Origin of the sequence: Streptomyces sp. NPDC012835, from assembly GCF_042900885.1 — a bacterium.
Lineage (GTDB): Bacteria > Actinomycetota > Actinomycetes > Streptomycetales > Streptomycetaceae > Streptomyces.
On the sequence record NZ_JBIBBW010000006.1, the window covers coordinates 136,896 to 161,699 of the forward strand.

General features: G+C 72.4%; 25 protein-coding genes. 12 read left to right on the plus strand and 13 right to left on the minus strand.

Annotation, left to right across the window (positions count from 1 at the left end):
* Complete coding sequence (locus ACFY6S_RS24110) at positions 1–1,530, plus strand: glycoside hydrolase family 3 protein (RefSeq protein WP_388815167.1); 1,530 nt, start codon at positions 1–3, stop codon at positions 1,528–1,530.
* Positions 1,531–1,602: 72 nt separating this feature from the next.
* Here ACFY6S_RS24110 and nagB read toward each other — a convergent pair whose 3' ends face one another.
* Positions 1,603–2,385, minus strand: coding sequence for a glucosamine-6-phosphate deaminase (gene nagB / locus ACFY6S_RS24115; protein WP_388815165.1), 783 nt, complete (start codon positions 2,383–2,385; stop codon positions 1,603–1,605).
* Positions 2,386–2,584: 199 nt separating this feature from the next.
* Here nagB and ACFY6S_RS24120 point away from each other — a divergent pair, with 199 nt between their 5' ends.
* Positions 2,585–3,676 carry an SIS domain-containing protein gene (locus ACFY6S_RS24120; RefSeq protein WP_388815163.1) on the plus strand — a complete coding sequence of 364 codons (1,092 nt, stop codon included), beginning with the start codon at positions 2,585–2,587 and terminating at the stop codon, positions 3,674–3,676.
* A 340-nt stretch (positions 3,677–4,016) separates the two neighbouring features.
* A complete protein-coding gene (locus tag ACFY6S_RS24125) occupies positions 4,017–5,501 on the plus strand; it encodes a sensor histidine kinase (protein ID WP_388817870.1) in 1,485 nt (494 codons plus the stop codon).
* A gap of 249 nt (positions 5,502–5,750) precedes the next feature.
* Here ACFY6S_RS24125 and ACFY6S_RS24130 read toward each other — a convergent pair whose 3' ends face one another.
* Both ACFY6S_RS24130 and ACFY6S_RS24135 read right to left on the minus strand, forming a co-directional pair.
* The gene (locus ACFY6S_RS24130) at positions 5,751–6,008 is read right to left on the minus strand and encodes a WhiB family transcriptional regulator (RefSeq protein ID WP_004937597.1); all 258 of its coding nucleotides are present in this window, start codon (positions 6,006–6,008) and stop codon (positions 5,751–5,753) included.
* Positions 6,009–6,326: 318 nt separating this feature from the next.
* The gene (locus ACFY6S_RS24135) at positions 6,327–7,295 is read right to left on the minus strand and encodes a diacylglycerol/lipid kinase family protein (protein ID WP_388815161.1); all 969 of its coding nucleotides are present in this window, start codon (positions 7,293–7,295) and stop codon (positions 6,327–6,329) included.
* Positions 7,296–7,457: 162 nt separating this feature from the next.
* Between ACFY6S_RS24135 and ACFY6S_RS24140 the strand changes: the two genes are divergently transcribed.
* Positions 7,458–7,901: a hypothetical protein gene (locus tag ACFY6S_RS24140; RefSeq protein ID WP_388817867.1), complete on the plus strand. Its 444-nt coding sequence runs from the start codon at positions 7,458–7,460 to the stop codon at positions 7,899–7,901.
* Between the two features lie 158 nt (positions 7,902–8,059).
* Here ACFY6S_RS24140 and ACFY6S_RS24145 read toward each other — a convergent pair whose 3' ends face one another.
* The 3 genes from ACFY6S_RS24145 to ACFY6S_RS24155 all read right to left on the minus strand — a co-directional run bounded on the left by ACFY6S_RS24145 (position 8,060) and on the right by ACFY6S_RS24155 (position 9,960).
* The gene (locus tag ACFY6S_RS24145) at positions 8,060–9,007 is read right to left on the minus strand and encodes an RNA polymerase sigma factor SigF (protein ID WP_388817864.1); all 948 of its coding nucleotides are present in this window, start codon (positions 9,005–9,007) and stop codon (positions 8,060–8,062) included.
* Positions 9,008–9,042: 35 nt separating this feature from the next.
* Positions 9,043–9,456 (minus strand): anti-sigma regulatory factor, encoded by a 414-nt coding sequence (locus ACFY6S_RS24150; RefSeq protein WP_114622250.1) that lies wholly within the window; start codon positions 9,454–9,456, stop codon positions 9,043–9,045.
* Positions 9,457–9,699: 243 nt separating this feature from the next.
* Positions 9,700–9,960, minus strand: coding sequence for a UBP-type zinc finger domain-containing protein (locus ACFY6S_RS24155; protein ID WP_388815159.1), 261 nt, complete (start codon positions 9,958–9,960; stop codon positions 9,700–9,702).
* A gap of 70 nt (positions 9,961–10,030) precedes the next feature.
* On the opposite strand from ACFY6S_RS24155, the gene ACFY6S_RS24160 reads away from it, so the two are divergent.
* On the plus strand, positions 10,031–11,632 hold the full coding sequence (locus ACFY6S_RS24160) for a Na+/H+ antiporter (protein WP_388815157.1): 1,602 nt from the start codon (positions 10,031–10,033) through the stop codon (positions 11,630–11,632).
* A gap of 30 nt (positions 11,633–11,662) precedes the next feature.
* On the opposite strand, the gene ACFY6S_RS24165 is transcribed toward ACFY6S_RS24160, so the two are convergent.
* Together ACFY6S_RS24165 and ACFY6S_RS24170 are read right to left on the minus strand one after the other, a co-directional pair.
* Complete coding sequence (locus ACFY6S_RS24165) at positions 11,663–12,592, minus strand: 1-aminocyclopropane-1-carboxylate deaminase/D-cysteine desulfhydrase (protein ID WP_388815155.1); 930 nt, start codon at positions 12,590–12,592, stop codon at positions 11,663–11,665.
* A 200-nt stretch (positions 12,593–12,792) separates the two neighbouring features.
* Positions 12,793–13,383, minus strand: coding sequence for an N-acetylmuramoyl-L-alanine amidase (locus ACFY6S_RS24170; RefSeq protein ID WP_388815153.1), 591 nt, complete (start codon positions 13,381–13,383; stop codon positions 12,793–12,795).
* Positions 13,384–13,619: 236 nt separating this feature from the next.
* On the opposite strand from ACFY6S_RS24170, the gene ACFY6S_RS24175 reads away from it, so the two are divergent.
* The 4 genes from ACFY6S_RS24175 to ACFY6S_RS24190 all read left to right on the plus strand — a co-directional run bounded on the left by ACFY6S_RS24175 (position 13,620) and on the right by ACFY6S_RS24190 (position 17,247).
* Complete coding sequence (locus tag ACFY6S_RS24175; RefSeq protein ID WP_388815151.1) at positions 13,620–15,026, plus strand: family 2B encapsulin nanocompartment shell protein; 1,407 nt, start codon at positions 13,620–13,622, stop codon at positions 15,024–15,026.
* Between the two features lie 88 nt (positions 15,027–15,114).
* Positions 15,115–16,161 (plus strand): family 2 encapsulin nanocompartment cargo protein polyprenyl transferase, encoded by a 1,047-nt coding sequence (locus tag ACFY6S_RS24180; RefSeq protein ID WP_388817861.1) that lies wholly within the window; start codon positions 15,115–15,117, stop codon positions 16,159–16,161.
* Between the two features lie 165 nt (positions 16,162–16,326).
* Positions 16,327–16,671, plus strand: a complete 345-nt coding sequence (locus tag ACFY6S_RS24185) for a hypothetical protein (protein WP_388815149.1) — start codon at positions 16,327–16,329, stop codon at positions 16,669–16,671.
* Positions 16,672–16,800: 129 nt separating this feature from the next.
* Positions 16,801–17,247 carry a DUF6304 family protein gene (locus ACFY6S_RS24190; RefSeq protein WP_388815147.1) on the plus strand — a complete coding sequence of 149 codons (447 nt, stop codon included), beginning with the start codon at positions 16,801–16,803 and terminating at the stop codon, positions 17,245–17,247.
* 100 nt (positions 17,248–17,347) lie between these two features.
* On the opposite strand, the gene ACFY6S_RS24195 is transcribed toward ACFY6S_RS24190, so the two are convergent.
* Positions 17,348–18,031, minus strand: a complete 684-nt coding sequence (locus ACFY6S_RS24195) for a hypothetical protein (protein WP_388815145.1) — start codon at positions 18,029–18,031, stop codon at positions 17,348–17,350.
* Positions 18,032–18,307: 276 nt separating this feature from the next.
* Positions 18,308–18,979 carry a snapalysin gene (gene snpA / locus ACFY6S_RS24200; RefSeq protein ID WP_388815143.1) on the minus strand — a complete coding sequence of 224 codons (672 nt, stop codon included), beginning with the start codon at positions 18,977–18,979 and terminating at the stop codon, positions 18,308–18,310.
* A 207-nt stretch (positions 18,980–19,186) separates the two neighbouring features.
* Between snpA and ACFY6S_RS24205 the strand changes: the two genes are divergently transcribed.
* The 3 genes from ACFY6S_RS24205 (at position 19,187) to ACFY6S_RS24215 (ending at position 21,873) form a co-directional block, all read left to right on the plus strand.
* Positions 19,187–20,275, plus strand: coding sequence for a LysR family transcriptional regulator (locus ACFY6S_RS24205; RefSeq protein WP_388815141.1), 1,089 nt, complete (start codon positions 19,187–19,189; stop codon positions 20,273–20,275).
* Between the two features lie 285 nt (positions 20,276–20,560).
* Positions 20,561–20,968 (plus strand): RidA family protein, encoded by a 408-nt coding sequence (locus tag ACFY6S_RS24210; protein ID WP_388815139.1) that lies wholly within the window; start codon positions 20,561–20,563, stop codon positions 20,966–20,968.
* Positions 20,969–21,102: 134 nt separating this feature from the next.
* Entirely contained in the window at positions 21,103–21,873 is a 771-nt protein-coding gene (locus ACFY6S_RS24215) for a metallophosphoesterase family protein (protein WP_388815137.1), read from the plus strand.
* A 574-nt stretch (positions 21,874–22,447) separates the two neighbouring features.
* Here ACFY6S_RS24215 and ACFY6S_RS24220 read toward each other — a convergent pair.
* The 3 genes from ACFY6S_RS24220 to ACFY6S_RS24230 all read right to left on the minus strand — a co-directional run bounded on the left by ACFY6S_RS24220 (position 22,448) and on the right by ACFY6S_RS24230 (position 24,258).
* On the minus strand, positions 22,448–23,041 hold the full coding sequence (locus tag ACFY6S_RS24220) for a hypothetical protein (protein WP_388815135.1): 594 nt from the start codon (positions 23,039–23,041) through the stop codon (positions 22,448–22,450).
* Positions 22,999–23,538 (minus strand): helix-turn-helix domain-containing protein, encoded by a 540-nt coding sequence (locus tag ACFY6S_RS24225; RefSeq protein ID WP_388815133.1) that lies wholly within the window; start codon positions 23,536–23,538, stop codon positions 22,999–23,001. Before ACFY6S_RS24225 ends, ACFY6S_RS24220 begins: the two co-directional genes overlap by 43 nt.
* Before the next feature lie 84 nt (positions 23,539–23,622).
* Positions 23,623–24,258, minus strand: coding sequence for an HAD family hydrolase (locus ACFY6S_RS24230; protein ID WP_388815131.1), 636 nt, complete (start codon positions 24,256–24,258; stop codon positions 23,623–23,625).
* Positions 24,259–24,804: the final 546 nt, after the last annotated feature.

Below are 24,804 nucleotides of genomic sequence, written 5' to 3' on the forward strand. Positions count from 1 at the left end.
ATGACGACACTCGTATCCGGTACGGACACGCTCACCTCCGACGCACTCGCCGTCCTCCAGCCCGGATTCCACGGCACCACCGCCCCCGACTGGCTGCTGCGGCGGCTCGGCGAGGGCCTGTCCTCCGTCGGGCTGTTCGGCCGCAACGTCGACTCGCCCGAGCAGCTCGCCGCGCTCACCGAGCGGCTGCGCCGGGAGCGGGACGACGTCCTCGTCGCGATCGACGAGGAGGGCGGCGACGTCACCCGTCTGGAGGTACGCCAGGGCTCCTCCTTCCCGGGGAACTACGCCCTGGGCGTCGTCGACGACCCGGAACTCACCCGGAACGTGGCCCGGGAGCTGGGCCGCCGGCTCGCCGCGTGCGGGGTCAACCTCAACTGGGCGCCGTCCGCCGACGTGAACTCCAACCGCGACAACCCGGTCATCGGCGTACGGTCCTTCGGCGTGCGGCCCGAACTGGTGGCCCGGCACACCGCCGCGTATGTCGAGGGGCTCCAGAGCGTCGGGGTCGCCGCCTGCACGAAGCACTTCCCCGGGCACGGCGACACCGCCGTGGACTCGCATCTCGCGGTCCCCCGGATCGACGTGGACCTGGACACCCTGCACGCCCGTGACCTGCTGCCCTTCCGCGCGGCGATCGAGGCGGGCTCCCAGTCGGTGATGAGCGCGCACATCCTGCTGCCCGCGCTCGACCCCGACCGCCCGGCGACGCTCAGCCGGCGGATCCTGACCGGTCTGCTGCGCGAGGAGCTGGGCTTCCAGGGGCCGATCATCACCGACGGCATCGAGATGGCGGCCATCGCCTCGGCGTACGGAGTCGAGCGCGGCACCGTCCTCGCGATCGCGGCGGGCGCCGACGCCATCTGCATCGGCGGCGGTCTGGCGGACGAGGACATCATGCTCCAGCTGCGCGACGCCCTGGTGGCGGCGGTGCGGGCGGGCGAGCTGTCCGAGGAGCGGCTGGCCGACGCCGCCGCGCGGATGCGCGGACTCGCCGACTGGACGCGCCGGGCCAGGGGGGCTTCGGGGCCGGGCGCGGACACACAGGAGGGGACCGCGCCCGGCACCCCGATCGGCCTGCTCGCGGCCCGCCGCGCCGTACGGGTGACCGGGACGGGCGGGCCGCTCACCCGGGCGCCGTACGTCGCCGCCTTCACCTCCGTCGCGAACATCGCCGTCGGCGACGAGACCCCGTGGGGCGTCGCTCCGGAGCTGGAGCGGCTGCTGCCCGGCACCCGCTCCGGCACCTACAGCGCCCCGGCGGACGCGGGGACGCGGACGGACGGAACGGCCGCCGCGGTGCTCGCCGACGCGGCGGACCGTACGGTCGTCGCCGTCGTGCGCGACGCCCACCGCCACCCCTGGATGGCCCGGGCGCTGGAAGCCCTGGTGGCGGCGCGGCCCGACACGGTCGTCGTGGAGATGGGCGTCAACGAGGCGGAGCCCGTGGGAGCGCCGCACATCGCCACCCACGGCGCGGCGCGGGTGTGCGGCCGGGCGGCGGCGGAGATCATCGCCGGCCGCGTCTGACGGACCGTACGACACTGCCGGGCCACCCCGCGAGGGGCGGCCCGGCAGTGTCGTACGCGGGGGAGCCGCGGCTCAGATGCCCTGCCAGTCGGGCTTCGCGGCGAACGTCGCGCGGAAGTAGTCGGCGAGCTTCAGCCGCGAGGCGGCCGCCTCGTCCGCCACCACCGTGGCGTGCGCGTGCAGTTGGAGCGCGGAGGCGGGCACCAGCGCGGCGACGGGACCCTCGACGGCCTGCGCCACGGCCTCCGCCTTGCCCTCGCCGGTGGCCAGCAGCACCAGGTGGCGGGCCTCCAGGATGGTCCCTATGCCCTGGGTGATGACGTGGTGCGGGACCTCCTCGGGGCTGTCGAAGAAGCGGGCGTTGTCCTCGCGGGTCTGCCGGGTCAGCGTCTTGATCCGGGTCCGGGAGGCGAGCGAGGAGCAGGGCTCGTTGAAGCCTATGTGGCCGTCCGTGCCTATGCCGAGCAGCTGGAGGTCCACCCCGCCGGCCTCGGCCAGCGCGCGGTCGTACGCCTCGCACGCCGCCTGGACGTCCGGGGCGCCGCCGTCGGGTCCGAGGAAGGACGCCTCGTCCAGGCCCAGCGGCTCGACCACCTCGCGCAGCACCACCGAGCGGTAGGACTCCGGGTGGCCGGCGGGCAGCCCCACGTACTCGTCCAGCTGCGCGATCCGGGCCCGCGACACCTCCACGGAACCGGCCCTGACCAGCGCGGTCAGCGCCTGGTAGACGGGCAGGGGGGTCGATCCGGTCGCCACCCCGAGCAGGGCGTCGGGCTTGCGGCGCAGCAGTGCGGCGATGCTGTCCGCGATGAGCGCGCCGCCGGCCGCGGCGTCCTTGACGATGACAACTTCCACGCGGGGACCTGCCGATCTGGGTCTGAGGATGACTCACGCGTACCATCCTTGTGGTATAGACCAATTCTAGCAGAGGGGCGGGCCCCGCGAGCGGCCTTCCGCCGCCCGGCCGGAGGTCACCCGGCAGGCCCCCGGCCCGGTGGCGGGGTCCCGGCGGACCGTGGTCGACTGGGGAATCAGCGACTGGGAGGCGTCGGAGATGGCTGCCGGGTATGCGCAGGACGGGCCCGTCGAGCGGCCGGGCCGGCTGATGTCCGCCGAGGTGCTGGAGCAGCCCGCCGTGTTCCGGCGCGTCCTCCAGGACGGCACCCCCCGGATCCGTGAGGTCGCGGCGGTGATCGCGGCCAGGAACCCGCGCTTCGCGCTGCTCTGCGCCCGCGGCACCTCCGACCACGCGGCGCTCTACGCCAAATACCTGCTGGAGATCCGGCGCGGGCTGCCCTGCGGCATGGCCTCCATGTCCACGACGACGGCGTACGGCGCCCGCCCCGACCTCACCGGTGTGCTGTTCGTCGCGGTCAGCCAATGGGGCGGTTCGCCCGATCTGGTCGCCTCGACCTGGGCGGCCAGGGAAGCGGGGGCGATCACTCTCGCGGTGACCAACAACCCGGACTCCTCGCTGGCCGCCGTCTCGGAGTTCCACATCGACGTGCTGGCGGGCCCCGAACGGGCGCTGCCTGCCACCAAGTCGTACAGCGCCTCGCTGCTCTCCCTGTATCTCTTCGTGGCGGCCCTCGGCGGCGGCGAGCGGGGCGACCACGACGAGGGCCCGGCGCTGGCGCTGCTGCCCGAGCTGGCGGAGCGGATCGTGGCACGCCGCGACGAGGTGCGTACGCTCGCCGCCCGCTACCGGTTCGCCGAGCGGCTGGTCGTCACCTCGCGCGGCTACGGCTATCCGACCGCCCAGGAGACGGCGCTGAAGCTGATGGAGACCTGCTACCTGCCGGCCCTCTCCTTCTCGGGCGCGGATCTGCTGCACGGCCCGCTCGCGATGATCGGCGACACCTCCGCCGTGGTCGCGATCGTCCCCGACGGCAAGGGCGGTGAAGCGCTGCGCCCGGCGCTCGACCGGCTGCGCGGCCGGGGCGCGGATCTCCTCGTGGTGGGCCCGGAGGCGGAGGCGGCCAGGGGCTCGGCGGGCTTCGTCCTGCCCACGGGAGGCGTGCCGGAGCGGCTCCAGCCCATCCTGGAGATCCTGCCGATGCACCTGCTGACCTACGAACTCGCCCTGGCGCGGGGCCACGATCCCGATGTACCGCGCGCCATGGCCAAGACGCCGGAATCCCGCTGAACGGCCGGCCGCGCCGGCCCTGAGGGTGCGTACACCCGTGGGCCGCGGCGCCGCGACAGGACCCTCAGCCCGTCGGGCACCGCAGCCCCGAATGTTCCGGCCCGCGGGTGTGCGGTCCCGCGCGGCCGTGGAAGGGGTCCCGTCGCAGTCAGGGCAGAGAGCGCCCGGAACCCCGGTCCACCCTCCTGTGCGGGGAGGGCGGAGGCTTTGATGTCATTGTGGACTAGACCATTCTCCGCTGTCCATGCGTACCACGAGCCTAATTCCCCGGGCCCGCGCGGGCCAGACCTCGGTCCCCGCGAAACCGCCGGCCACGGGTACGCTCGCGGGTGTGCCCTCCATGAACGACCTCGTACGCCAGCACACAGCCCTCGGTGAATCCGACCTGGAGTGGCTGCATCTGCTGGTCTCGGAGTGGCAGCTGCTCTCCGACCTCTCCTTCGCCGACCTCGTGCTCTGGGTCCCCACCCGCGACGGCACCCGCTATGTGTCCGTCGCCCAGATGCGGCCCAACACCGGCCCCACCTCCTACCAGGACGACATGGTCGGCCACCTCGTGCCGCGCGGCCGGCGGCCCCTGCTCGACGCGGCGCTCGACGAGGGCCGGATCGTGCGCGAGGGCGACCCCGAGTGGCGCGAGGAGGTGCCCGTACGGGTCGAGTCCATCCCCGTACGCCGCGACGGGCGGGTCCTCGGCGTCATCGCGCGCAACACCAACCTCCTCACGGTGCGCACCCCGAGCCGGCTGGAGCTGACCTATCTCCAGTCCGCCTCGGACCTGGCCCAGATGATCGCGGCGGGCTCCTTCCCGTTCCCCGGCCAGCAGGTCGACATGGACGCCTCCCCGCGCGCCGGCGACGGGCTGATCCGGCTGGACGCCGACGGCATCGTCCAGTACGCGAGCCCCAACGCCCTCTCCGCGTATCACCGACTGGGACTCGCGTCCGACCTGGTGGGACACCATCTCGGCAGGACCACCGACGAACTGGCCCCCGCCCGCGGCCCGGTGGACGAAGCCCTGGTCAAACTCGCCAGCGGCTACGCGCCCCGCGAGGCCGAGGTCGAGGGCGGCGACGGCGTCATCCAGCTGCGCACCATTCCGCTCAAGCCCAAGGGGACCCGGATCGGCTCCCTGGTGCTGCTCCGGGACGTGACGGAACTCCGGCGCCGCGAGCGTGAGTTGATAACGAAGGACGCCACCATCCGGGAGATCCACCACCGGGTGAAGAACAACCTCCAGACCGTCGCGGCCCTGCTGCGCCTCCAGGCCAGGCGGATGGATTCGGAGCGCGGCAGGGAGGCGCTCAACGAGGCCGTCCGGCGCGTCGGTTCCATCGCCATCGTCCATGAGACGTTGTCTCAGAATCTGGATGAGCGGGTGGAGTTCGACGAGATCGCCGACCGGGTGCTGGCGATGGTCTCCGAGATCGCACCGGGCCAGGTCGTCTGCCGCCGCACGGGGCGGTTCGGCATTCTCGACGCCGAGGTGGCCACGCCGCTCTCGATGGTGCTCACCGAGATCCTCCAGAACGCGCTGGAGCACGCCTTCGCTCCGGGGGAGCGGGGCACGGTCGACGTGTCGGCGGTGCGCGGCGGCGACGCGGGGGCCGGCCGGACCCGCACCGACCCCCGGCTGATGATCACCGTCCAGGACGACGGGCGCGGGCTGCCCGAGGGATTCGACCCGCAGCGCGGCGGCAACCTGGGGCTCCAGATCGTCAGGACCCTGGTGGAGGGCGAGCTGGGCGGCACCTTCGACATGGTCCCGGCGCCGGGACACGGCACCCGGGTGATGCTGGACATCCCGGTGAAGCCGCACAAATAGCCTGGTCCGCAAGGCGATCGGCGATATCCGCCGCCCCGCTTCGGCCGTGTCCGCCGGCCCGCTCGCGCGCAGGGCGCGGTGTCACCCGTACGAGGACAGCAGCGAGCCCCGGACCGTGATGACGGTCCGGGGCTCGGTTCGAAGCTCACACTGCGATGCGCATCGGGGGGTACTGCGCGCTGCGTTTCGGGGGCGGGGCTATGCGTACACGCTGTACGCTCCGCCGTCCAAGGCTCGTGGCAGGGGGCTTCAGGCGGTCGCGTTACGCGCCCGGTTGCGAGCGGCACGGCGCTTCATGGCGCGGCGCTCGTCCTCACTGAGGCCACCCCAAACACCCGAGTCCTGACCGGACTCGAGCGCCCACTGCAGACACTGCTCCATGACGGGGCAGCGACGGCAGACGGCCTTGGCTTCCTCGATCTGCAGCAGCGCAGGACCGGTGTTGCCGATGGGGAAGAACAGCTCGGGGTCTTCCTCGCGGCAAACGGCGTTGTGACGCCAGTCCATGGCTGCTACCTCTCTTGTGTATGACGTACATGTTGCTTGTGAATGTGAACGCTTTCACGAATCCCTCGACAAGGGAAGGGCCGACCGCCAGTGAAACCGGTGTGGTCCTTGTGTTCGAGGAGGGGTTCTGGCTCTCAGGGAGGCCGGTGTTGCGGGCCGTCCCGATCGCCATGTAGAGATTCGCAAACCTCGGCTGCGGATACAACCCCTTCTGGAAAGTTTTTTTGGATTCCTCGGTGTCGACTAGGTCACAGCCGTACTTCCATGGGGTGGATGCCAGCCTAAACGTTCGAGTGAAAGGACTTTCGCCGCTTCCACTCACACAATCACACGCAGTGCACGGCGTACGCCTGTGAACGTCACGCTCGTACGCACTCCCAGATGGTCGCCGTCCATCTGAAAGGGGAGGGGCGCCTTGGAATGCAAGGTGAAGTCGGTGAGGTCGTGCAGCGACACCGCATGCCGCCCCTGGGGGCCCCGGTCGGGGGTCGAAGTCAGCAATTGGGTGGCATATCTGGCGGCCGTGGGCGTCGACATCCGGGTCAGCCCGAGCACATCGAGCGCCGAGTCGAAGGACGCCGTGGGGGACGCGTACACCGGGCGATTCCCCAGATAGGTCCAGGGAGCGGTATTGCAGATTATGGAGACGACGAGATCCTCCACCGGATCCTCACCGGGGCGTTCCAGGGTGATCACGCCATGCCGGCGGTGGGGCTCCTCCAGGAACTGCCTTACCACTTGGCGCACATAGAGAGCGTGCGTGGAACGTTTCCCGCGTTCCCGCTGCTGTTCGACCCGGCCGATCACTCCCGCGTCGAATCCGAATCCCGCGCAGAACGTGAACCAGCGCGACGGCACCGATTCGTCGTCCGTGCCCGGCGTTCCGGCCGCCAGTCCCAGACCGACCGTACGTTCGCTCCGCAGAGCGAGCGCGTCCAGAATCGCGCCGGTCGCCTCCACCGCGTCATTGGGCAGTCCGAGCGCGCGGGCGAAGACATTCGTCGAGCCGCCGGGGACCACCGCGAGGCGCGGCAGCCGGTCCGGATCGGGGCCGTTGTGCAGCAGGCCGTTGACGACCTCGTTGACCGTGCCGTCCCCGCCGAGCGCGACGACCAGCTCGATGTCGTCGGAGTCGGCGGCGCGCCTGCCCAGGTCGCGGGCGTGACCCCGGTACTCCGTGGTCACCGCCTCCAGCTTCATCTCGCTGGCCAGCGCGTGAATGAGTACGTCACGGGTGCGGGCACTGGTGGTGGTGGCTGCCGGGTTGACCACGAGGAGTGCGCGCATGCCGAGCAGATTACCGGCCTGCCGCCGCGAGGTCGCCCTCGGGACGGCGGGCGCCCGCCGTCCCGGCGGCGACCTCGGCGGCCACGGGCATGATCCACTCTCGACCGCGCACCGGGCCGTTACCCTGCAAGGGTGAGCAGCAGCGACAAGGGCACCGACCCCGTGACCGGCCCCACGACCGAACCCGCGCCGCCCCCGGCCGGGGGCGCCCCTCGACCCGGACGGCTGACCGCCGCCGCGGCCGTCTGCGGGCTCGAAGCGCTGGCGCTGATCGCCGGCGGGGTGTACCTGCTGGTGATGGGGTTGCTCGGGCGGCCCGACAGCCCGGAGCAGGCGGAGATGGGCGGCGTCACCCTGATCGCGCTCGGGGTGATCCCGCTGCTCGCCGCCCGGGGGCTGCTGCTGCGCCGGAGCTGGAGCCGGGGGCCCGCGATGATCACGCAGATCATGGCGCTGCCGGTGGCCTACACCCTGCTGACCTCGCCGGGCGGGCTGATCCCGGCGGGTATCGCGCTCGCCGCCGTCGCCGTGACGGGGCTGGTCCTGATCCTCAACCCGGCGACCACCGAGGCCCTGGGCATCGGCGGCCCGGCGCGGGACGCGTAGCGAAGCGAGGGCGGACGGCGGCCCGCACGGCCGCCCCGCCGGTACCGGGTGCGCGTGACCGCGCCGTAACCGGCACCCGTACCCGTATCTCCGCCCGGTCCGTACGGCTATCCGTACCCGGTCCTGACAGCGCCCCGGCGGGCGCCGTGCCGTCGCGTCTACTCCTCCACCAGCAGCCGCTCGCGCAACTGCGCCAGCGTGCGCGCCAGCAGCCGGGAGACGTGCATCTGGGAGATGCCGACCTCCTGCGCGATCTGCGACTGGGTCATGTTGCCGAAGAACCGGAGCAGCAGGATGCGCTTCTCGCGGGGCGGCAGATCCTCCAGCAGCGGCTTCAGGGATTCGCGGTACTCGACGCCCTCCAGCGCCTCGTCCTCCGAGCCCAGCGTGTCCGCCACCGCGGGCGACTCGTCGTCCGTGTCCGGGACGTCGAGCGAGAGCGTGGAGTACGCGTTGGCCGACTCCAGGCCCTCCAGCACCTCTTCCTCCGAGATGCCCAACCGTTCCGCCAACTCGTGGACCGTGGGGGAGCGGCCGTGCTGCTGCGACAGCTCGGCGGTCGCCGTCGTCAGGGAGAGCCGCAGCTCCTGGAGGCGGCGCGGCACCCGTACCGCCCAGCCCTTGTCCCGGAAGTGCCGCTTGATCTCCCCGACGACCGTCGGGGTCGCGTACGTCGAGAACTCGACACCGCGCTCCGGGTCGAAACGGTCCACCGATTTGATCAGGCCGATGGTCGCGACCTGGGTCAGATCGTCCAGCGGCTCCCCGCGGTTGCGGAAGCGCCGGGCGAGATGCTCCACCAGCGGAAGGTGCATCCGCACCAGCTGATTGCGCAGATCCGCCTTCTCCGGCGAGCCGTCGGGCAGTTGGCCCAGCGCGATGAACATCGCCCGCGCCCCGCTGCGGTCATGTGGATCGTGGTGCTGCTCGCTCATAAAGGCCGCCCGCTCTGCCTGCGCCTGCTCCGCCGCGGCCGTCTGGCCGTCACTTCCGTCATCCGGGCGCCCGTCCTCCGGGTGGGGACGGGCCTGCTGCTCAGGGATGCCCGCGGGGGAGCGCACCGGCTCCGCCGGAGCCTCGTGCCCTCCCCGCGGTTCCTGTGGGATGCGCCCCTCGTCACGCACCGGACCGTCCCCGTTCGTCACGCCGGCCCGGGTCCCGCGCCGCGCTGTTTGTACAGGCTGATGGTGACCGTACGGTCCTCGGCGACCGTCGAGTCGACCTTGCCGGCCAGCGCGGAGAGCACCGTCCAGGCGAAGGTGTCGCGCTCCGGCGCGCGTCCGTCCGTGGTGGGGGCCGAGACGATCACTTCGAGTGAGTCCTCGACGAGACGGAACACGCAACTGAGGACGGAGCCGGGCACGGCCTGCTGAAGCAGGATCGCGCAGGCTTCGTCCACCGCGATGCGGAGGTCCTCGATCTCGTCGAGGGTGAAGTCCAAACGCGCCGCGAGGCCGGCCGTGGCCGTACGCAGCACAGACAGGTAGGCACCCGCAGCGGGCAGCCGGACTTCCACGAAGTCCTGGGTCCCGGGCTCGCCTGCGATCTGGGACACCCTCACCTCCAAGGTGGCACAAGCTCTTCAGGGCTCCGGGACGGGGAAAGTCCAGGAGCCTCGCGGTACGTGTCGTTACGTAGCCGGTCTGGAGTGGCGACGCTATCGCGATCCACGACATCGTGTCGCCGGTACCCCCCTCCGGCATCCGTCACTCATGGTAAACATATGACCACGGAAAGTCGCTAGAGGTGTGCGGCCCTCAATTATGAAGAACCGGCGGAGGGTTGACGTACCCAACCGTCACACGATCGAACCGTCCACGAAGCACCACCGCCAGCTCTCCCCCGGCTCGAAGCTCCGCATCACCGGGTGTCCCGTCCGCTCGAAGTGCTCGGTGGCGTGCCGGTACGGGGACGAGTCGCAGCACCCGACCTCCCCGCACGCGAGACACAGCCGCAGCTGCACCGGATGGCTGCCGGACGCCAGGCAGGCGAGGCAGGTGTCGCTCCTGGGGGCCGGCTCGGGGCGCGGCAGTTCCGCGACATGCGCACACTCGCTCATGATTGCCAGGTTACGACGCGCGCCCGGCTGAGGCCGGGTGGGCGTGCGAGGCGGGTGGGATGGAGTGCGCATGGACGTGTTGCCGCTGATCGCGCTGGTGGCGGGCAGCGCCGCGATCGCGGGCGTGGCCCGCAGGACACCGGTGGCGGCGCCGCTGCTGCTGGTGGCCGCCGGGCTCATCGCCGCGTACATCCCCGGCGTACCCGAGTACACCCTCGATCCGCACGTCGTGCTGCCGCTGCTCCTGCCGCCCCTGCTCTACACGGCGGCGGTCGACAGCTCGTACCTGGACCTGCGGGCGAATCTGAGACCGGTGGCGCTGCTCTCGGTCGGTTACGTCCTGTTCGCCACCCTGGCCGTCGGCTGGCTGGTCCAGCTGATGGTGCCCGGTCTGCCGCTGACCACCGCGCTGGTCCTCGGCGCGGTCGTCGCGCCGCCGGACGCGGTGGCGGCCACGGCTATCGCCCGCCGGCTCGGGCTGCCGAGCCGGATCACCACCATCCTCCAGGGCGAGTCGCTGCTCAACGACGCGACCGCCATCACCGCGTTCAAGGTGGCGCTGGCGGCTGCCGTCGGCACCGGGGCGAGCTGGGGCGCGGGGGTCGCGGAGTTCGCGCTGGCCTCGGTCGGCGGCGTCGGGGTCGGACTGGTGCTGATGGTGCCGCTGCACTGGCTGCGCACGCATCTGACCGAGGCGCTGCTCCAGAACACCCTGTCGCTGCTCATCCCGTTCGTCGCCTACGCGGCGGCCGAACAGGTCGGCGCCTCCGGGGTGCTGGCCGTCGTGGTGGTCGCCCTCTACCTGGGCCACCGCTCCTGGCAGGTCGACTTCGCGACCCGGCTCCAGGAGGCGGCGGTGTGGAAGATGGTCGCCTTCGTCCTGGAGTCGGCGGTCTTCGCGCTGATCGGGCTGCAACTGCCCGTCGTCCTGCGAGGGCTCGGGGAGTACGGGGTCGGGGAGGCGCTGCTGTACGCGCTCGGGATCTTCGTGGCGGTGGTCGTGGTCCGCTTCGTCTGGGTCTACCCGGCCACCTTCCTGCCCCGCACGCTGTCCGCCCGGATCAGGGAGCGCGAGCCCGACACCAACTGGACCGCCCCGCTGATCGTCGGCTGGGCCGGGATGCGCGGGGTGGTGTCCATGGCCATCGCGTTCTCCATCCCGCTGACGCTGAGTGACGGAAAACCGTTCCCCGGCCGCAACCTCGTCCTGTTCCTGACCTTCGCGACGGTCATCGGCACCCTGGTCGTCCAGGGGCTCACCCTGCCCCCGCTGATCCGGCTGCTGAAGGTGCGGGGCCGCGACCGGCAGGCCGAGACCCTGGCCGAGGCCCAGGCGCAGAGCGAGGCGTCCACGGCGGCCGAGCGGCGGCTCGACGAACTGCTCGCCGACGAGCGCAACGCGCTGCCGCAGCCCCTGGCCGACCGGCTGCGCACGGTGCTGGAGCGCCGCCGCAACTCGGTCTGGGAGCGGCTGGGAGCCGTCAACGAGGTCACGGGGGAGTCCGCCGACGAGACCTACCGGCGGCTGTCGCGGGAGATGATCGAGGCCGAGCGCACGGTCTTCGTGGAGCTGCGGGACCGGCGGCGGATCGACGACGAGATGCTGCGGACACTGCTGCGCCGGCTGGACCTGGAGGAGGCGGCGGCGTACCGGGAGAGCGAGGCCGACTGAGGCCACGGGGGCCGGACCTGCCCCGCCGGGCTACGCGGTGGGCTCCGGGACGCCGGTGATCACGGCGGCGACGGCCGTCCCCGGCGGGAAGGCCCCCTCCGCCACCAGCGTTGTCAGGCCGTACAGCATTTTGGCGACGTAGAGACGTTCCACCGCCAGCCCGTGCCGCGCCTCGAAGTCCGCGGCGAAGGCTTCCAGTTCGGCCGGGACGCGCGCGAAGCCACCGAAGTGGAACCGGTCCTCCAGCCGCCACCCGGCGACGGGAGCGGTGTGCGCCGCGCGCTGGAGATCCCGGGTCGCGGCGTCCAGGAAGCCACCGCGCAGCACCGGGAAGCCGATGGCCCGCTGCCCGGCCTCCAGCCCGGCGGCAAGGCCCGCCAGGGTTCCGCCGGTCCCGCAGGCGACGGCCACCGTCCCGGCGGCGCCGCGCAGCTCCCGGCCGAGGTCCACGCAGCCGTGTACGGCGAGCGCGTTGCTGCCGCCCTCGGGAAGGACGTAAACGGAATCCGGGTCGAGCCCCGCGCCGGTGACCAGCGCGGCGACCCGGGCGGGCTCCGCCGCGTGCCGGTAGGCGGTGCGGTCGACGAAGACCAGCCGCATCCCGTCCGCCGCGCACCGGGCGAGCGAGGGGTTCAGCGGGCGGCCGGCCAGTTCGTCCCCGCGTACGACACCGACGGTGGCGAAGCCCAGCAGCCGCCCGGCGGCGGCCGTCGCGCGCAGATGGTTGGAGTACGCCCCGCCGAACGTCAGCAGTGTGCGCCGGCCCGCGTCCGCCGCCGCCCGCAGATTGGGCGCCAGTTTGCGCCACTTGTTGCCGGGCACCTCCGGGTGGATCAGATCGTCGCGCTTGAGCAGCAGCCGTACGCCGTGCCGGGCGAAGCGCTCGTCCTCGGCCGCCCGCAGCGGCGACGGGAGCCGCGGTCGCAGGGCGGTGAGGTCGGGCGCTCCGGGCAAGGTCATGGGCCCATTGTCGGCCCGGGCGGCCCGGCTCGGGCAGCGAGCGGCCTGGCTCGGACAGCGGGCGGCCTGGCTCGGACAGCGAGCGGCCCGGCTCGGACAGCGAGCGGTCCGGTGGTGGTCCGCTGGCCGCCCGGCGGCCGGGCCGCTCGGCGGTCCGGGCGCTCGGCGGTCCGGGCGGCCCCGAGGTCACCCGGCCGGGCTCACTTCAGCCGGTCACGGACGCGCTCGCGCATGTCGTCCATGGTGAAGCCCTTGGGGTCGACCTTGCCCGGCTGCCACTCCAGGTGTCCGATCACCGAGCCCTCGCCCCACCCGTGGTGGCGGCAGACGGCGGCGGCGGCCTTCTCGATCGCGGCCAGTTGGGCGTCTGGCCACGGGTCCTCGCCGTCGCCGAGGTTCTCGCACTCGAAGCCGTAGAACGCGCTGTTCCCGTCCGTGTCGGCCTCGTCGACCGAGGGCAGGCGCTTCTCCGCGATCACCGCCCGCAGCACGTCGCCGTCGCCGAGGCCGGCGTGGTTGGCCCGGCCGTAGCCCACCAGGTGCACCGTGCCGTCCTTGGCGATGACGCCGTGGCACAGCGGCCCCGGCAGGTCCGCGTGACCGTCTCTGCACAACCGCACGGTGGCGGCCGTGCCCTTGGTGACGGTGTGGTGGATCATCACGCCGTGGACCGGGCCCCAGGGCCCCTTCCCGTCGCGGTTGTGCGTGCGCCAGTCACCGACCTGGACGACGGTGAGCCCCTCGTCCCGCAGGGCGTTGAGGAAATCGGTCGCGGACATGGGTGGGGCCATGGCCGCCTCCTTCCGGTCATGAGCCGGTCCGTGCGGGGCCGCCGCTCCGGAGTCTGGTGACCCGGGCGCTCGCGCTGTGCCGTCACGTTGGGCCGTGGGGATGAACTTCCGCGTGTTGTTCCCAGTTTCAGGGGTTCCAGTCCCACTCGTTTGTGTAATGGCGCGCCTACGCCAGGTGATGGAACCATTCTGCACGCAGGTCGAATCATGATCAGAACTACGAGGGGGCAGTTTTCATGTCGGTTGCTGACGAGGTCCGCACGGCGCACACACCGCCCCAGCAGAGTCTGGGGACGGACGCCGCGCGGAACCTGGCGACCACCACCAAGTCGGCGCCGCAGATGCAGGAGATCACCTCGCGGTGGCTGCTGCGGATGCTGCCGTGGGTCCAGGTGCAGGGCGGTACGTACCGGGTGAACCGCCGGCTCAGCTACGCCGTCGGGGACGGGCGCGTGACGTTCGTGCAGACCGCCGACCGGGTCGCGGTCATCCCCGCCGAGCTGGGCGAACTGCCCGCGCTGCGCGAGTACGGCGACGAGGAGGTCCTCGCCGAGCTGGCGCGCCGCTGCGAGCAGCGCGAGTTCGAGGCCGGCCAGGTCCTGGCCACCTCCGGGGACACGGCGGACGAGGTCTTTCTGCTGGCCCACGGCCGGGTGCAGAAGCTGGGCACGGGTCCCTACGGGGACGAGGCGGAGCTCGCGGTGCTCGCCGACGGCGCGTACTTCGGCGAGCAGGCCCTGGTGGATGGGGAGGCCACCTGGGACTACACGGCACGCGCGGTCACGGCGTGCACCGTACTGGTGCTGACCCGGCGCGACGTGCTGAACCTCGCCGAGCGCGAGGACTCGCTGCGCGGCCATCTGGAGTCGTTCGCCTCCATTCCGGCACAGCGGACCAACAAGTACGGCGAGGCCGCCATCGACCTGTCCGCGGGACATGTCGGCGAAGCGGTCGTGCCCCACACGTTCGTGGACTACGAAGGAGCGCCCCGCGAGTACGAACTGAGCGTCGCGCAGACCGTGCTGAAGGTCCACAGCAGGGTCGCCGACCTCTACAACCAGCCGATGAACCAGACCGAGCAGCAGTTGCGGCTCACGGTCGAGGCGCTGCGCGAGCGCCAGGAACACGAGCTGATCAACCACCGCGAGTTCGGGCTGCTCAACAACTGCGACTACGGCCAGCGCCTTCAGCCGCACGACGGCGCGCCCACCCCGGACGACATGGACGAACTGCTCTCGCGCCGCCGCGGCTCGAAGCTCTTCCTGGCGCACCCGCGCGCCATCGCCGCGTTCGGCCGCGAGTGCAGCAAGCGCGGGCTCTACCCCGACACCGTGGAGATCGCCGGCCACCACGTGCCCGCCTGGCGCGGGGTGCCGATCTTCCCCTCCAACAAGATCCCGATCTCGGACGCGCGGACGACCTCGATCATCTGTATGCGTACGGGCGAGGCCGAGCAGGGGGTCATCGGGCTCCAGCAGAGCGGTATCCCGGACGAGATCGAGCCGAGCCTGTCGGTCCGCTTCATGGGCATCGACGAGCAGGCGATCATCTCGTACCTGGTCACGGCCTACTACTCCGCGGCGATTCTGGTGCCGGACGCCCTCGGGGTGCTGGAGAACGTCGAAGTGGGCCGCTGGAGCTGAGGTGACCGCTCCGGGTGGGCCGGCCCGTCGCCGGCCCACCCGGAGCCCGTCCCCACGTCCCCCGCCGTACGAGGAAGTGACCGTGACCCTGACCAGCACGGATGCCCCCGAGAGTCACGAGGCCGTGGCTCTCCTGGAGCGCACCCGCACCGCTGTCGATCCTGAACTACGCTCCGCCGTCGACTCGCTGCCCGGAGAGATACGGCGCGTGGCGCGGTACCACTTCGGCTGGGACCACGCCGACGGCACCCCGTCACCGGGCGCCGGACGGGCGGGCAAGGCGATCAGGCCCGCGCTCGTGCTCGCCGCGGCCCGCGCGCTCGGCGGAGACCCCGTGGCCGCCGTACCGGCCGCCGTCGCCGTCGAACTGGCCCACAACTTCACCCTGCTCCACGACGATGTGATCGACGAGGACCCGACCCGGCGCCATCGCGCCACCGCCTGGACGGTCTTCGGCACCTCCGACGCCATCATCGCGGGAGACGCCATGATGGCGCTCGCCCTGCGGCTGCTCGCCGAGGACCCGCACCCCGCCTCCGGCCCGGCCTCGGCGGCGCTCGCGACCTGTGTCATCGAGCTGTGCGCGGGCCAGCAGACGGACTGCGCCTTCGAGGGACGGGACCCGAGCGAGGTCTCGCTGGACGAGTGCGTCGCCATGGCGACCGCCAAGACGGGGGCGCTGCTGGGTGCTTCGTGTGCCCTCGGCGCCCTGTACGCGGGCGCGGAGCCGGAGCGGGTGGAGGCGGTGAACGTCTTCGGCCGTGAGGCCGGGCTCGCCTTCCAGCTCATCGACGACCTGATGGGCATCTGGGGGGACCCCGACCACACGGGCAAACCGGCGGGCGCCGATCTGGCCGCGCACAAGAAGTCCCTGCCGGTGGTCGCCGCCCTGGCCTCCGGCACCCCGGCGGCCGAGGAACTGGCCGAGCTGTACCGGGGGCCGCTGGACGAGCCCGGAGCGGTGGCCCGCGCGGCGGCGGCCGTCGAGCGGGCCGGCGGGCGGGAATGGGCGCAGCTCCAGGCCGCCGACCGGATGTCCCGCGCGGTCCATCAGCTGTCCCGCGCCATTCCCGACCTCACGGCGGCGGGCGACCTGCTGGCCCTGGCGGAGTTCGTCACGCGCCGCACCCGCTGAGAGGACGTCCCCGGAGGAGCCGCCCGGAGCGTCCCCGCGCCGAGCGGTCCCCGCGTTGAGCGGTCCCCGCGCTGAGTGGCCGGTCCCTGCCCGGTCGGACCCCGTACCGGCGGCCCAACTCAAGCATGGACACGCAGAGTTGACCACCGCGGGGACGTCCGGCAGATGGGTGTGCGCATCAGACGGGCGGGCGAGGACGACCGGGCGACGCTGGTGAGGCTGTGCGAAGAAGCCTTCTACGACGCCCCGGTGTCCACGTGGGTCCTCCCCGACGACGAGCACCGCCGCAAGGTGAACGGCCTGTTCCTCGGGGTGTTCGCGGATGCCGCGCTCGCCGAGGGCCGGGTGGACCTCACCGGCGCGGCGCACCCCGAGGAGCGGCCCCACGAGTACCGGCTGATGGTCGCGGTCTCCCCGGCGCACCAGGGCCGCGGTCCGGGCCGGGCGCTGATCGAGCACTCTCCGCGCATTCCCCGAGCACTCCCCGAGCACTCTCCGGGCGCTGTCTGAGCGTTGACCCACGTGCGGGCCGGGTGCGGGCCGGGTACGGGCGTAGGGGCCCGGCGCAAGGTGACGTCCCGTCATGAACCGGTGCCCCGTGCGCCGATGGCGTCATCGCTACCGCTACAGTCCGCTGCCATGACAGCGGAGTCGACGGATTCATGGGCGGGTTGGTACCGGGACCGCCAGGGGGCGGAACCGATCACCCTCACCGCGGGTGGACAGCAGGTGCGTACGGAGATCAGGGGAGTGGAGTACGAAGGGGCGGATTTCGCCGCACTGGAAGCGGTCGGGGCGGGCGAGGCGCTGTCGTCCTGCGTCATGGAGTGGGACATCCCCCTCGCGGTCAGCGCGGGTGGCACGGTCGAACAGGCCACTCTCAGCTGCCTGCTCGCCCTGGGCGAGCAGGACGACGAGGGTCCGGTCGGACGGGCGGAGCTGAGTCTCACCCTGCACTGCCGGGGGGCGGCCTACGCGTCGGGGATCGCCGGGGGCGACTTCGAGGAGGCGCTCGGCCACATCCGGAGTCAGCTGCCCGCGGACACCGAGCTGGCCGAACGCCCCTTGGCGGGGGCCTCCTCCTGACGGCCGTCCGACGGCCCTGAAACCCGGCCCCCGGTGCCTTCTCGCGCCCTCACCCGCTCTCTCCTCCTCCGGCCGGGGAGGAGAGAGCGCCGACCTCGCGCTATTCCACCGACTCCTCCACCCAGCCGCCGTCCGCCGCCGGGTTGTCGTCGTACAGCACGAACTCCTCGTGTACGTCGGCTGGTCGGAACCCCGCCCCGGCCAACGCGTCGAGCAGTGTCCCCAGCCGGGCCCGCGCCGACAGCCGGCCCGCACCGGCGATGTGCTGGGTCACCACGCGCTCCTGCACCCCGCCCGGCAGCACACGGCGGGCATCGCGGGAGACATGGGCGCGGTGTTCCTCGACGAGGGCGGTCAGCCGGCCCGCGTGGTAGGGGATCGCCAGCCGCAGTGTGACGCGGTGCTCGAAGCGGCAGTGCGCGGGAAGCGCCGCGGCCTCGGTGTCGTCCTGCGGTACGCCGTCGTTCCAGGGCGCCGCCACCAGCTTGGTCCTGACCACGGTGAACCCGGCCTCCGCCAGGCGCTGGACGCACCGCTCGGTGGCGCGGCGCTGTTCGGCCAGGCTGCCGGAGCCGCGCAGGGTGAGCGTCGGGCGGGACGGGGTGCGGCCCCGGTCCAGCACGGTACGGCTGAGCCGCAGGCCGTGGGCGGCGGCCCAGTCGCCGAGCGACGCCCCCCGGTCCCGCCGCTCGGCGCGTACCGTCAGATGGGTCTCGAACTCGCCCTCGATACCGCGGTCGAGATCGCGCCGGGGCGAGGCGCCGATCTCCGTACGGAAGTCCACCGATCGACGTTACCAAGGGGGACAAGGGAAGGGGCGCACCCGAGGAAATTTCGGGGGCGCCCCTTCTGGTCGCGTACGCGAGTGCTCCGTACGCGTGTGCTCTGTACGTGCATGTGCTCTGTACGTGCGTGTGCTCTGTGCGCGCGTGCGTTCCGTGCGTGCGTGTGTTCCGCGGGTGGCGGGTGTGTCCTTACCCGGCGGCGTCCGCGTACCCGTGTCTCCCCTACGTCGGTGTGTTCCGTACGCGGGTGTGTTCCGGGCGGGCCGGACGGTGGGTCAGGACACCTTGGCCATGGCCGCCGCGAGGCCGTTCGCCCACAGGGCGTTGACCCGGGAGCGCTCGGCCGCGTTGGGCTGGGAGTTGGTGCAGGAGGTGCCCGGTCCGCCGCCCGACATCAGCTCACTGCACGGCCCCGAGTAGTGGTCCGGCAGGCCGAGCACGTGCCCGGTCTCATGGGCCGTGACCCGGGTCGAGTTGTACTGCTGGTTCTGGGCGTAGTCCAGGAAGACGTATCCCTGGCCGTGGCCGTTGGTGCTCGCGTACGAGCCGCGCGAGTCGTTGCCCTCGCGGTAGGTGAAGTCGGCATTGCTGCCGGACTGGAGCTTCACATTGGTGACGGCGCTGTTCCAGATCGAGGCGCTGGCGGCTATCTGGCTGGCGAAGGTGGGCGCCGCCGAGGCGTTGTAGACGACGGTGACGGCCTGGATGCCGGGGTTCGCCGCGCGCTTCTCGGCGACCGACTTCAGGACCGCTTCGAAGAACGCCTTGTTGCCCGCGGCCTCCGCCTTCGAGCCTTCGTAGCCCGCGTACGAGGCGGAGTGGGCGAGGTCGCCGGTGGGGGCGGCGGCCGTGTCGGTGGCGTGGGCGGCGGGCGCGACGCCGACCGCCGTGACGAATGCCAGACCAATTCCGGCGATCGCGGAAATCACCGACTTCTGGTGTGTCATGTGGGGGGCTCCTGCTCATCCGGTGAGAACGCGTCCGATGAGGCGCGTTCGGTACCGCAGAGTCTCGATGAGTCCGCCCCTGTGCGGATGATGTCAATGACCGATAACACCAGCGCATCACCCTGGCCGTATTTCTTCGAATGCGGCGCACATTGGAGCGCTTTGGCCATCTGGTGTGGCTGAGAAGGCCGCTCTACTCTTCGGGGCATGGAGCTGGAGGTAAGGCATCTGCGGGCCCTGTGTGCCATTGCCGACGCCGGCAGTCTGCACAAGGCGGCCCGGCAGCTGGGGATGAGCCAGCCGTCCCTGACGACCCAGCTGCGGCGGATCGAGAACTCCCTGGGAGCCGAGCTGTTCTCCCGTGAACGCACCGGCTGCCGCCCCACCCCGCTGGGACGTACGGTGCTGAGCCGGGCGCGCCCACTCGTCTCCGGCATGGCCGCCCTGGTCACCGAGGCGCGCGCGGCGGCCGACCGCGGCGCCGGCCCCCGGCTGCGGATCGGCTCGACCGCGAGCCGCGCCCTGGTGGGCTGGCTGCGCCGGCTCAGGCACCGGCTGCCGGGCACGGACATCACGCTCCGGATGGACGTCTCGGCGGGCGCGCTGCTGCGGATGGTCGCGAGCGACCACCTCGATGTGGCCTTCGTGCACGAGGTCGAGGGCTGCCCGCTGGCCGTGCCCGAGGGGCTGGTCGGCCGGGTGCTGGTGGAGCGCGAACCGCAGTTCGTCTCCCTGGCCAGGGACCATCCCGCCGCCGCCATGCCGGTGGTGGACCTCGCGGACCTGGCCGGGGACCGCTGGATGGTCGACCCGACCGTGGACGGCGAATGGGACGGCCTGCGCCGGGTGTTGGGCGAGGCGGGGCTCAATCCGCCCGTACTGCACGGCGATTACGTCACCGCCGCCTCGCTGATCGCGGTCGGCGAGGCGGTGGCCCCTTGTCAGCCGACCTCGGCGCCGCGCGACGACATGGTGATCAGGCCGCTGCGGGACGATCCGCTCGCGGTACGGCTGCTGCTGTTCACACGGCCGGACGGCGGGGGGTACGGCTACGGCTACGCGGCCGTCGAGGCGCGGGCGGCGGAGGAAGCGGAGCCGGCGCGGGGCGCCGGGGGCGAGGAGGGCGCGGTGGGCGTCGGGGTTGCGGGGGCCGCTGGGGCTGCTGGAGAGGGCGCGCACGCGGGGGTGTTCGCCGATCTGGAGGCGGCCTACCGGGAGGCGGCGCTGCGGGCGGAGGGCTACCGCCGCTGGCTGGCCCTCCACAAAAGCCCGCTGCTGCACGCCCCGGCGGCCTGAGCGAGGTCCGGCCGACAGGGGCCACCGCCACCGCCGTAGCCCCTGCCGCCGCCCGCGCGCCCGGCGTTCCGGTGGGCGCTCGCCGTGCCCACCGTGCTCCCCGCCTTCGGCAGATACGGGCTCTGCTGGGCGATCGCGCGGCGCTCCGGGGTGACCGAGGCGACCACCCTCATGTTCCCGATGGCGCCGGTCGCGGCCGTCCGGCCCCCTGTCCCGGCCGGGGCGACTGAGCGAGCGGCGGCTCACGACCGTATGACCGGATAAGCAGCCTTGAGGAGCGATGAGATGGCGCACCGTATGACCGTCCCCGGTCTGTTCCCCCCGCCGGACTACGCCCACGCGGCGGTCGTCGAGCCGGGCCGGCGCCTGGCCTTCCTGGCCGGGTCCGTTCCGCTGGACGGGGACGGCAAGCTCGTGGGCGCCGACGACTTCGTCGCCCAGACCGAGCAGGTGCTCGCCAATCTGGCGGACGCGCTACGGGCCGTCGGGTGCGGGCCGGGCAATGTCGTGGCGACCACGGTGTACGTGGCGACGAGCGACCCGGCCGACCTCAGCCGGGTCTGGGAAGTGGTCCGCGCGGGCGGCCTGAGCCTGGGCCCGCACACGTCCACGCTGCTCGGGGTGGCCTGTCTGGGCTACACCGGCCAGCTGGTCGAGATCACGGCGGTGGCGGAGGTCCCGGCGGAGGGCTGACGTCCCGGAGCGCCGGTGAGGGGGAGTGGAAGGTGTGTCACGGGACGGCCTGGGGCGGGACGGGGACGAAGCGCGACGGACTGAGGCGCGACGGACTGAGGCGCGACGGGAAGGAACGAAGGAGTATGGGGTGTATGCCGACATCACCGGGCCGGGTCGCCGTTCTCTCCGACATCCACGGGGTCCTTCCCGCCCTGGAGGCGGTGCTCGCGGAACCCGACGTCGCCGCCGCGGACCGGATCCCGGTCACCGGCGACATCGCGGCGGGCCCGCAGCCGGTCGAGGTGCTCGACCGGCTGGCGTCGCTGGGCGAGCGGGCCGTACTGATCAGCGGGAACGCCGACCGCGAACTCGTCGAACTGCGCGCCGGCCACATCCCCACCGTCCCGGACGCCATCGCGACCTGGGCGGCCGGCCAGCTCCGCGACGAACAGGTGGCGCTGCTGGCCGGGCTGCCGGGCACCCGGTATCTGCGGATCGCGGGGCTGGGACAGGTGCTTTTTTGCCACGCGACCCCGCGCGACGACGAGGAGGTCGTCCTGGTGGACTCCCGGCTCGCACGCTGGGCCGAGGTCTTCGAGGGGCTCGGCGACGACATCCGTACGGTCGTGTGCGGCCACACGCACATGCCCTTCGTACGCCTCGCCCACGGCCGTCAGGTCGTCAACCCCGGCAGCGTCGGCATGCCGTACGGCCGCCCTGGCGCCCACTGGGCCATGCTCGGCCCGGGGGTCGAACTGCGGGTCACCGCCTTCGACACCGACGCGGCGATCGCCGCGCTCACAGAGGCGTCCGGCTATCCGGACATCGAGGAGTGGGCCGACTACTTCCTCCACGCCCGCGCGAGCGACGCCGACGCCCTGGACGCCTTCGGACCGCGCGACGGACGGGCGGACACGGACTGACCCCGGGGCACCCGATCGTCCAGGACCGCCGCGCCCCCGGACGAAAGGACCGCACCCGGACCGCCACGGTCGCCATGCTTCGGCGGCCTGCGGGCCGGGTGCGGATCGGTGGGCGATACGGCCGGCGGAGCGCCGGCCGGGCGGCCCGGGGCAGTGCCGACCGCGTGACAGGAACCCCTCGCCCACGCTCTCGACAGGGAGCGTCGGTCGATCCACCCGGTACGAAACCGGGGCCCGGGTCCCGAACGTCACACATCTCCCGCGCCTCTCGTACGCGCTCGGCGTCCCGCTGTCCGACCTGGTGAGGGAGGAGTTCCGGCCGGGGCGGTAGTGATGGGCGCCCCGGCCACCGCACGGCCGGGGCGTCCGGTCCCGCTGACGCGGGGGTGTGTCAGTCCTCCACTGGAATGAGGAACCAGCGCATGGGCTCCTCAGCGTCGTCGGCTTCGGCCCGCTTCATGGCCTCCACCAGGTCCGCGTACTCCGGATCGATCCACTCCATGACGCGCCTTCCTTCGGGGCGCAGCAGCCTGCTCGTGCTTCGATTCGGGCTGCGGCTTCGGCTTCTCGGGGATCAGGACGATCGGTCCGCAGGCGCGATCGACCGGGCGGCGGCCGGCGACTCGAAGGCCGTCTGTCGCCGGCCGGTACGCAGTTGGGCGCGGGCCAGTTCGACGTAGAAGCCGGACCGGCGCTCGCGCGGCATCGAGGTCGGCGGCGCCCACTCGCGGGCGATGGCGAGCGCGCGGGCGTTGTGGTCACCATCCAGGCTCACGGCGAGGCTCACCTCGTGGATACGAACCGAATCCGGCCCGAACGCGGTGCCTGAACAGACCTCTTCGCGGACCTGTTCAGCGAGCGTGCCGGCCTCCGCGATGTGCATGTCCGCCGCGTCAACGTCCTTGGCCCGTCCCGCGACGACGGCCGCGCGCATGTGGAGCGCGCCGAGCGGGGCGGCACCTGCCGTGTCGACAGGGCTGGGGCACGCGTCGATGGCGGCCTCCAGCGCGCGCAGCCCGAGCGCGTACGATCGCGCGGCGAGGAACACCTCCGTCCGGACGTACGCCGCAGTCGCCGCGAGGAGCGGGTCTTCGGATTGGGCGCTCGCCCACAGCATCACGTCGATCATCCACGCGGACAGGTCGTGCTGCGCGGCCTTGTACGCCACCGCGCCGGCCGAGCGAGCAGCCCGCACCAGCAGGCGGACCGCCCGCACGCGCCCTTCCCCGTCCGCCGTGTGTACGGCGTGCAGCAGGCCCCGATCAGCTCCGGCGCCCCGGCGGCCAGGCGGCTGTACTGGGCCGCCAGGCGCCTGCCCTCGGCGATGGCCATCTCGGTGTCCAGCACATCGAGGGGTCGGCCCGGCCGCCCCTCGGCGCCGACGTCGTACCCGGCGATGGAGACCGACAGCGCGGGCAGCGCGGCCTGTGCGCGCTCGGACATACGGACCGGGCCGCCTGTCACCAGGCGGGAGGGATCGGTGCCGAGCGCGTCGGCGAGCGCGTCGAGAGTGCGGTCGCTCGGGGTGCGGACACCGCGTTCGATGCCCCGGATCATCGCGAGCGAGACGCCCGAGACCCGCGCGAGGTCGGCCTGCTTCATACGGCGTACCCGGCGGCAGGTGGCGATGCGGCAGTCGGTGTGCGGACGGTCGGCGGGGACCATACGTGCTTCTCGGGACGGCTGCTCGCACCGTACCCGCGCGAGCGACGCCCGGTGCCGAGAGCGCCGCCGGCGAACCCCTGCGAGTCAGCCCACGATGTCCAGCAGTTGGCGCAGGCCGTTGATCCGCCAGTCGGCCGCCGCGGCCTCCGGGCCGTCGGCCCAGAAGTACCCCCAAGGGCCGCGACGCAGGTGCGCGGTGAGCAGTCCGGCCGCGCGCGCCGGGCCGACGTCGTTCGCCGGGTGGTCGCCGACGTACAGCGTCTCGTACGACGGTGTACCGGCGGCGCCCAGCACGCGGTCGAAGAACTCGCGCGCGGGCTTCGCGACGCCCCACTCTCCGGAAGTCGCGATGAAGTCGGCGGGCAAATCCAGGCCACGCAGCAGTTCGCCGGCCTTGATGCTCTGGTTGCCCGCGATCACGACGCGAACCCCGCGCTCCCGCAGGTCGGCGAGTGCGGGCCGAACGTCCGGGTACAGGTCCGACTCATCGAGCTGCTCGCCGCGACCCGCCGCCTCGCGGGCCGCGTACTCGGCCGCGATGTCGATGTCGGGGCGGATGAGACGGAGGGCGTCCGCGTTGTCCCGGCCCTGGGCGACGACGGCGCCGACGAGAGCGGCGACCGTGTGCCGGGGAACGTCGAGCCAGTCCGCCCAGGACATCCAGTACCGGTCGTCCCGGACCAGCGTCTCGCCGACATCGAAGACCACTGCACGAATCATGTGGCAAAGCCTAGGCCGAGGGTCACGGCGAAGAGGAGGTTCCACTGACGCTCAAGTACAAGCTGCCGACGGCTCGTACGGTTCCGCCGGCAGGGACGACACGGGCAGCGGTTCACCACGGAGCGCTCCGCCGGTAAGGAGCAGGCGCAGGCGACGGACATCGAGCGGAAGGTCTACATCGACCCGCGCTGAGGTCGGGCCACGGTAGGTGCGTGGTGGACCACGTGGGTCGAGACCATCGGGGTGGACGACTCCGGCGAGGACACCCATCGGAGCCGGTGGCAGGCTCGCATCAAGCCCCGGTGGGGGATGAGGATCGGCGAAATCGCCGCCCCGGGTCGGGAGTTCTGCTGGGTGGGTCCTGACCGCGATCCGTGGGACCAGCATGTGCGGGTGGAGTGGCAGGGCGACTGCCGGAAGAAGGGCGGGTGAACGCTGAAGCCGCCGCAGTACGGATCGCGCCGCACGCTCATTGCCCCGCCCGCCCCGGGCGATCTCCTGTGGAAGGTGATGGAGAGCCGTGACCGTCCAACGGTCTTTCCGTCC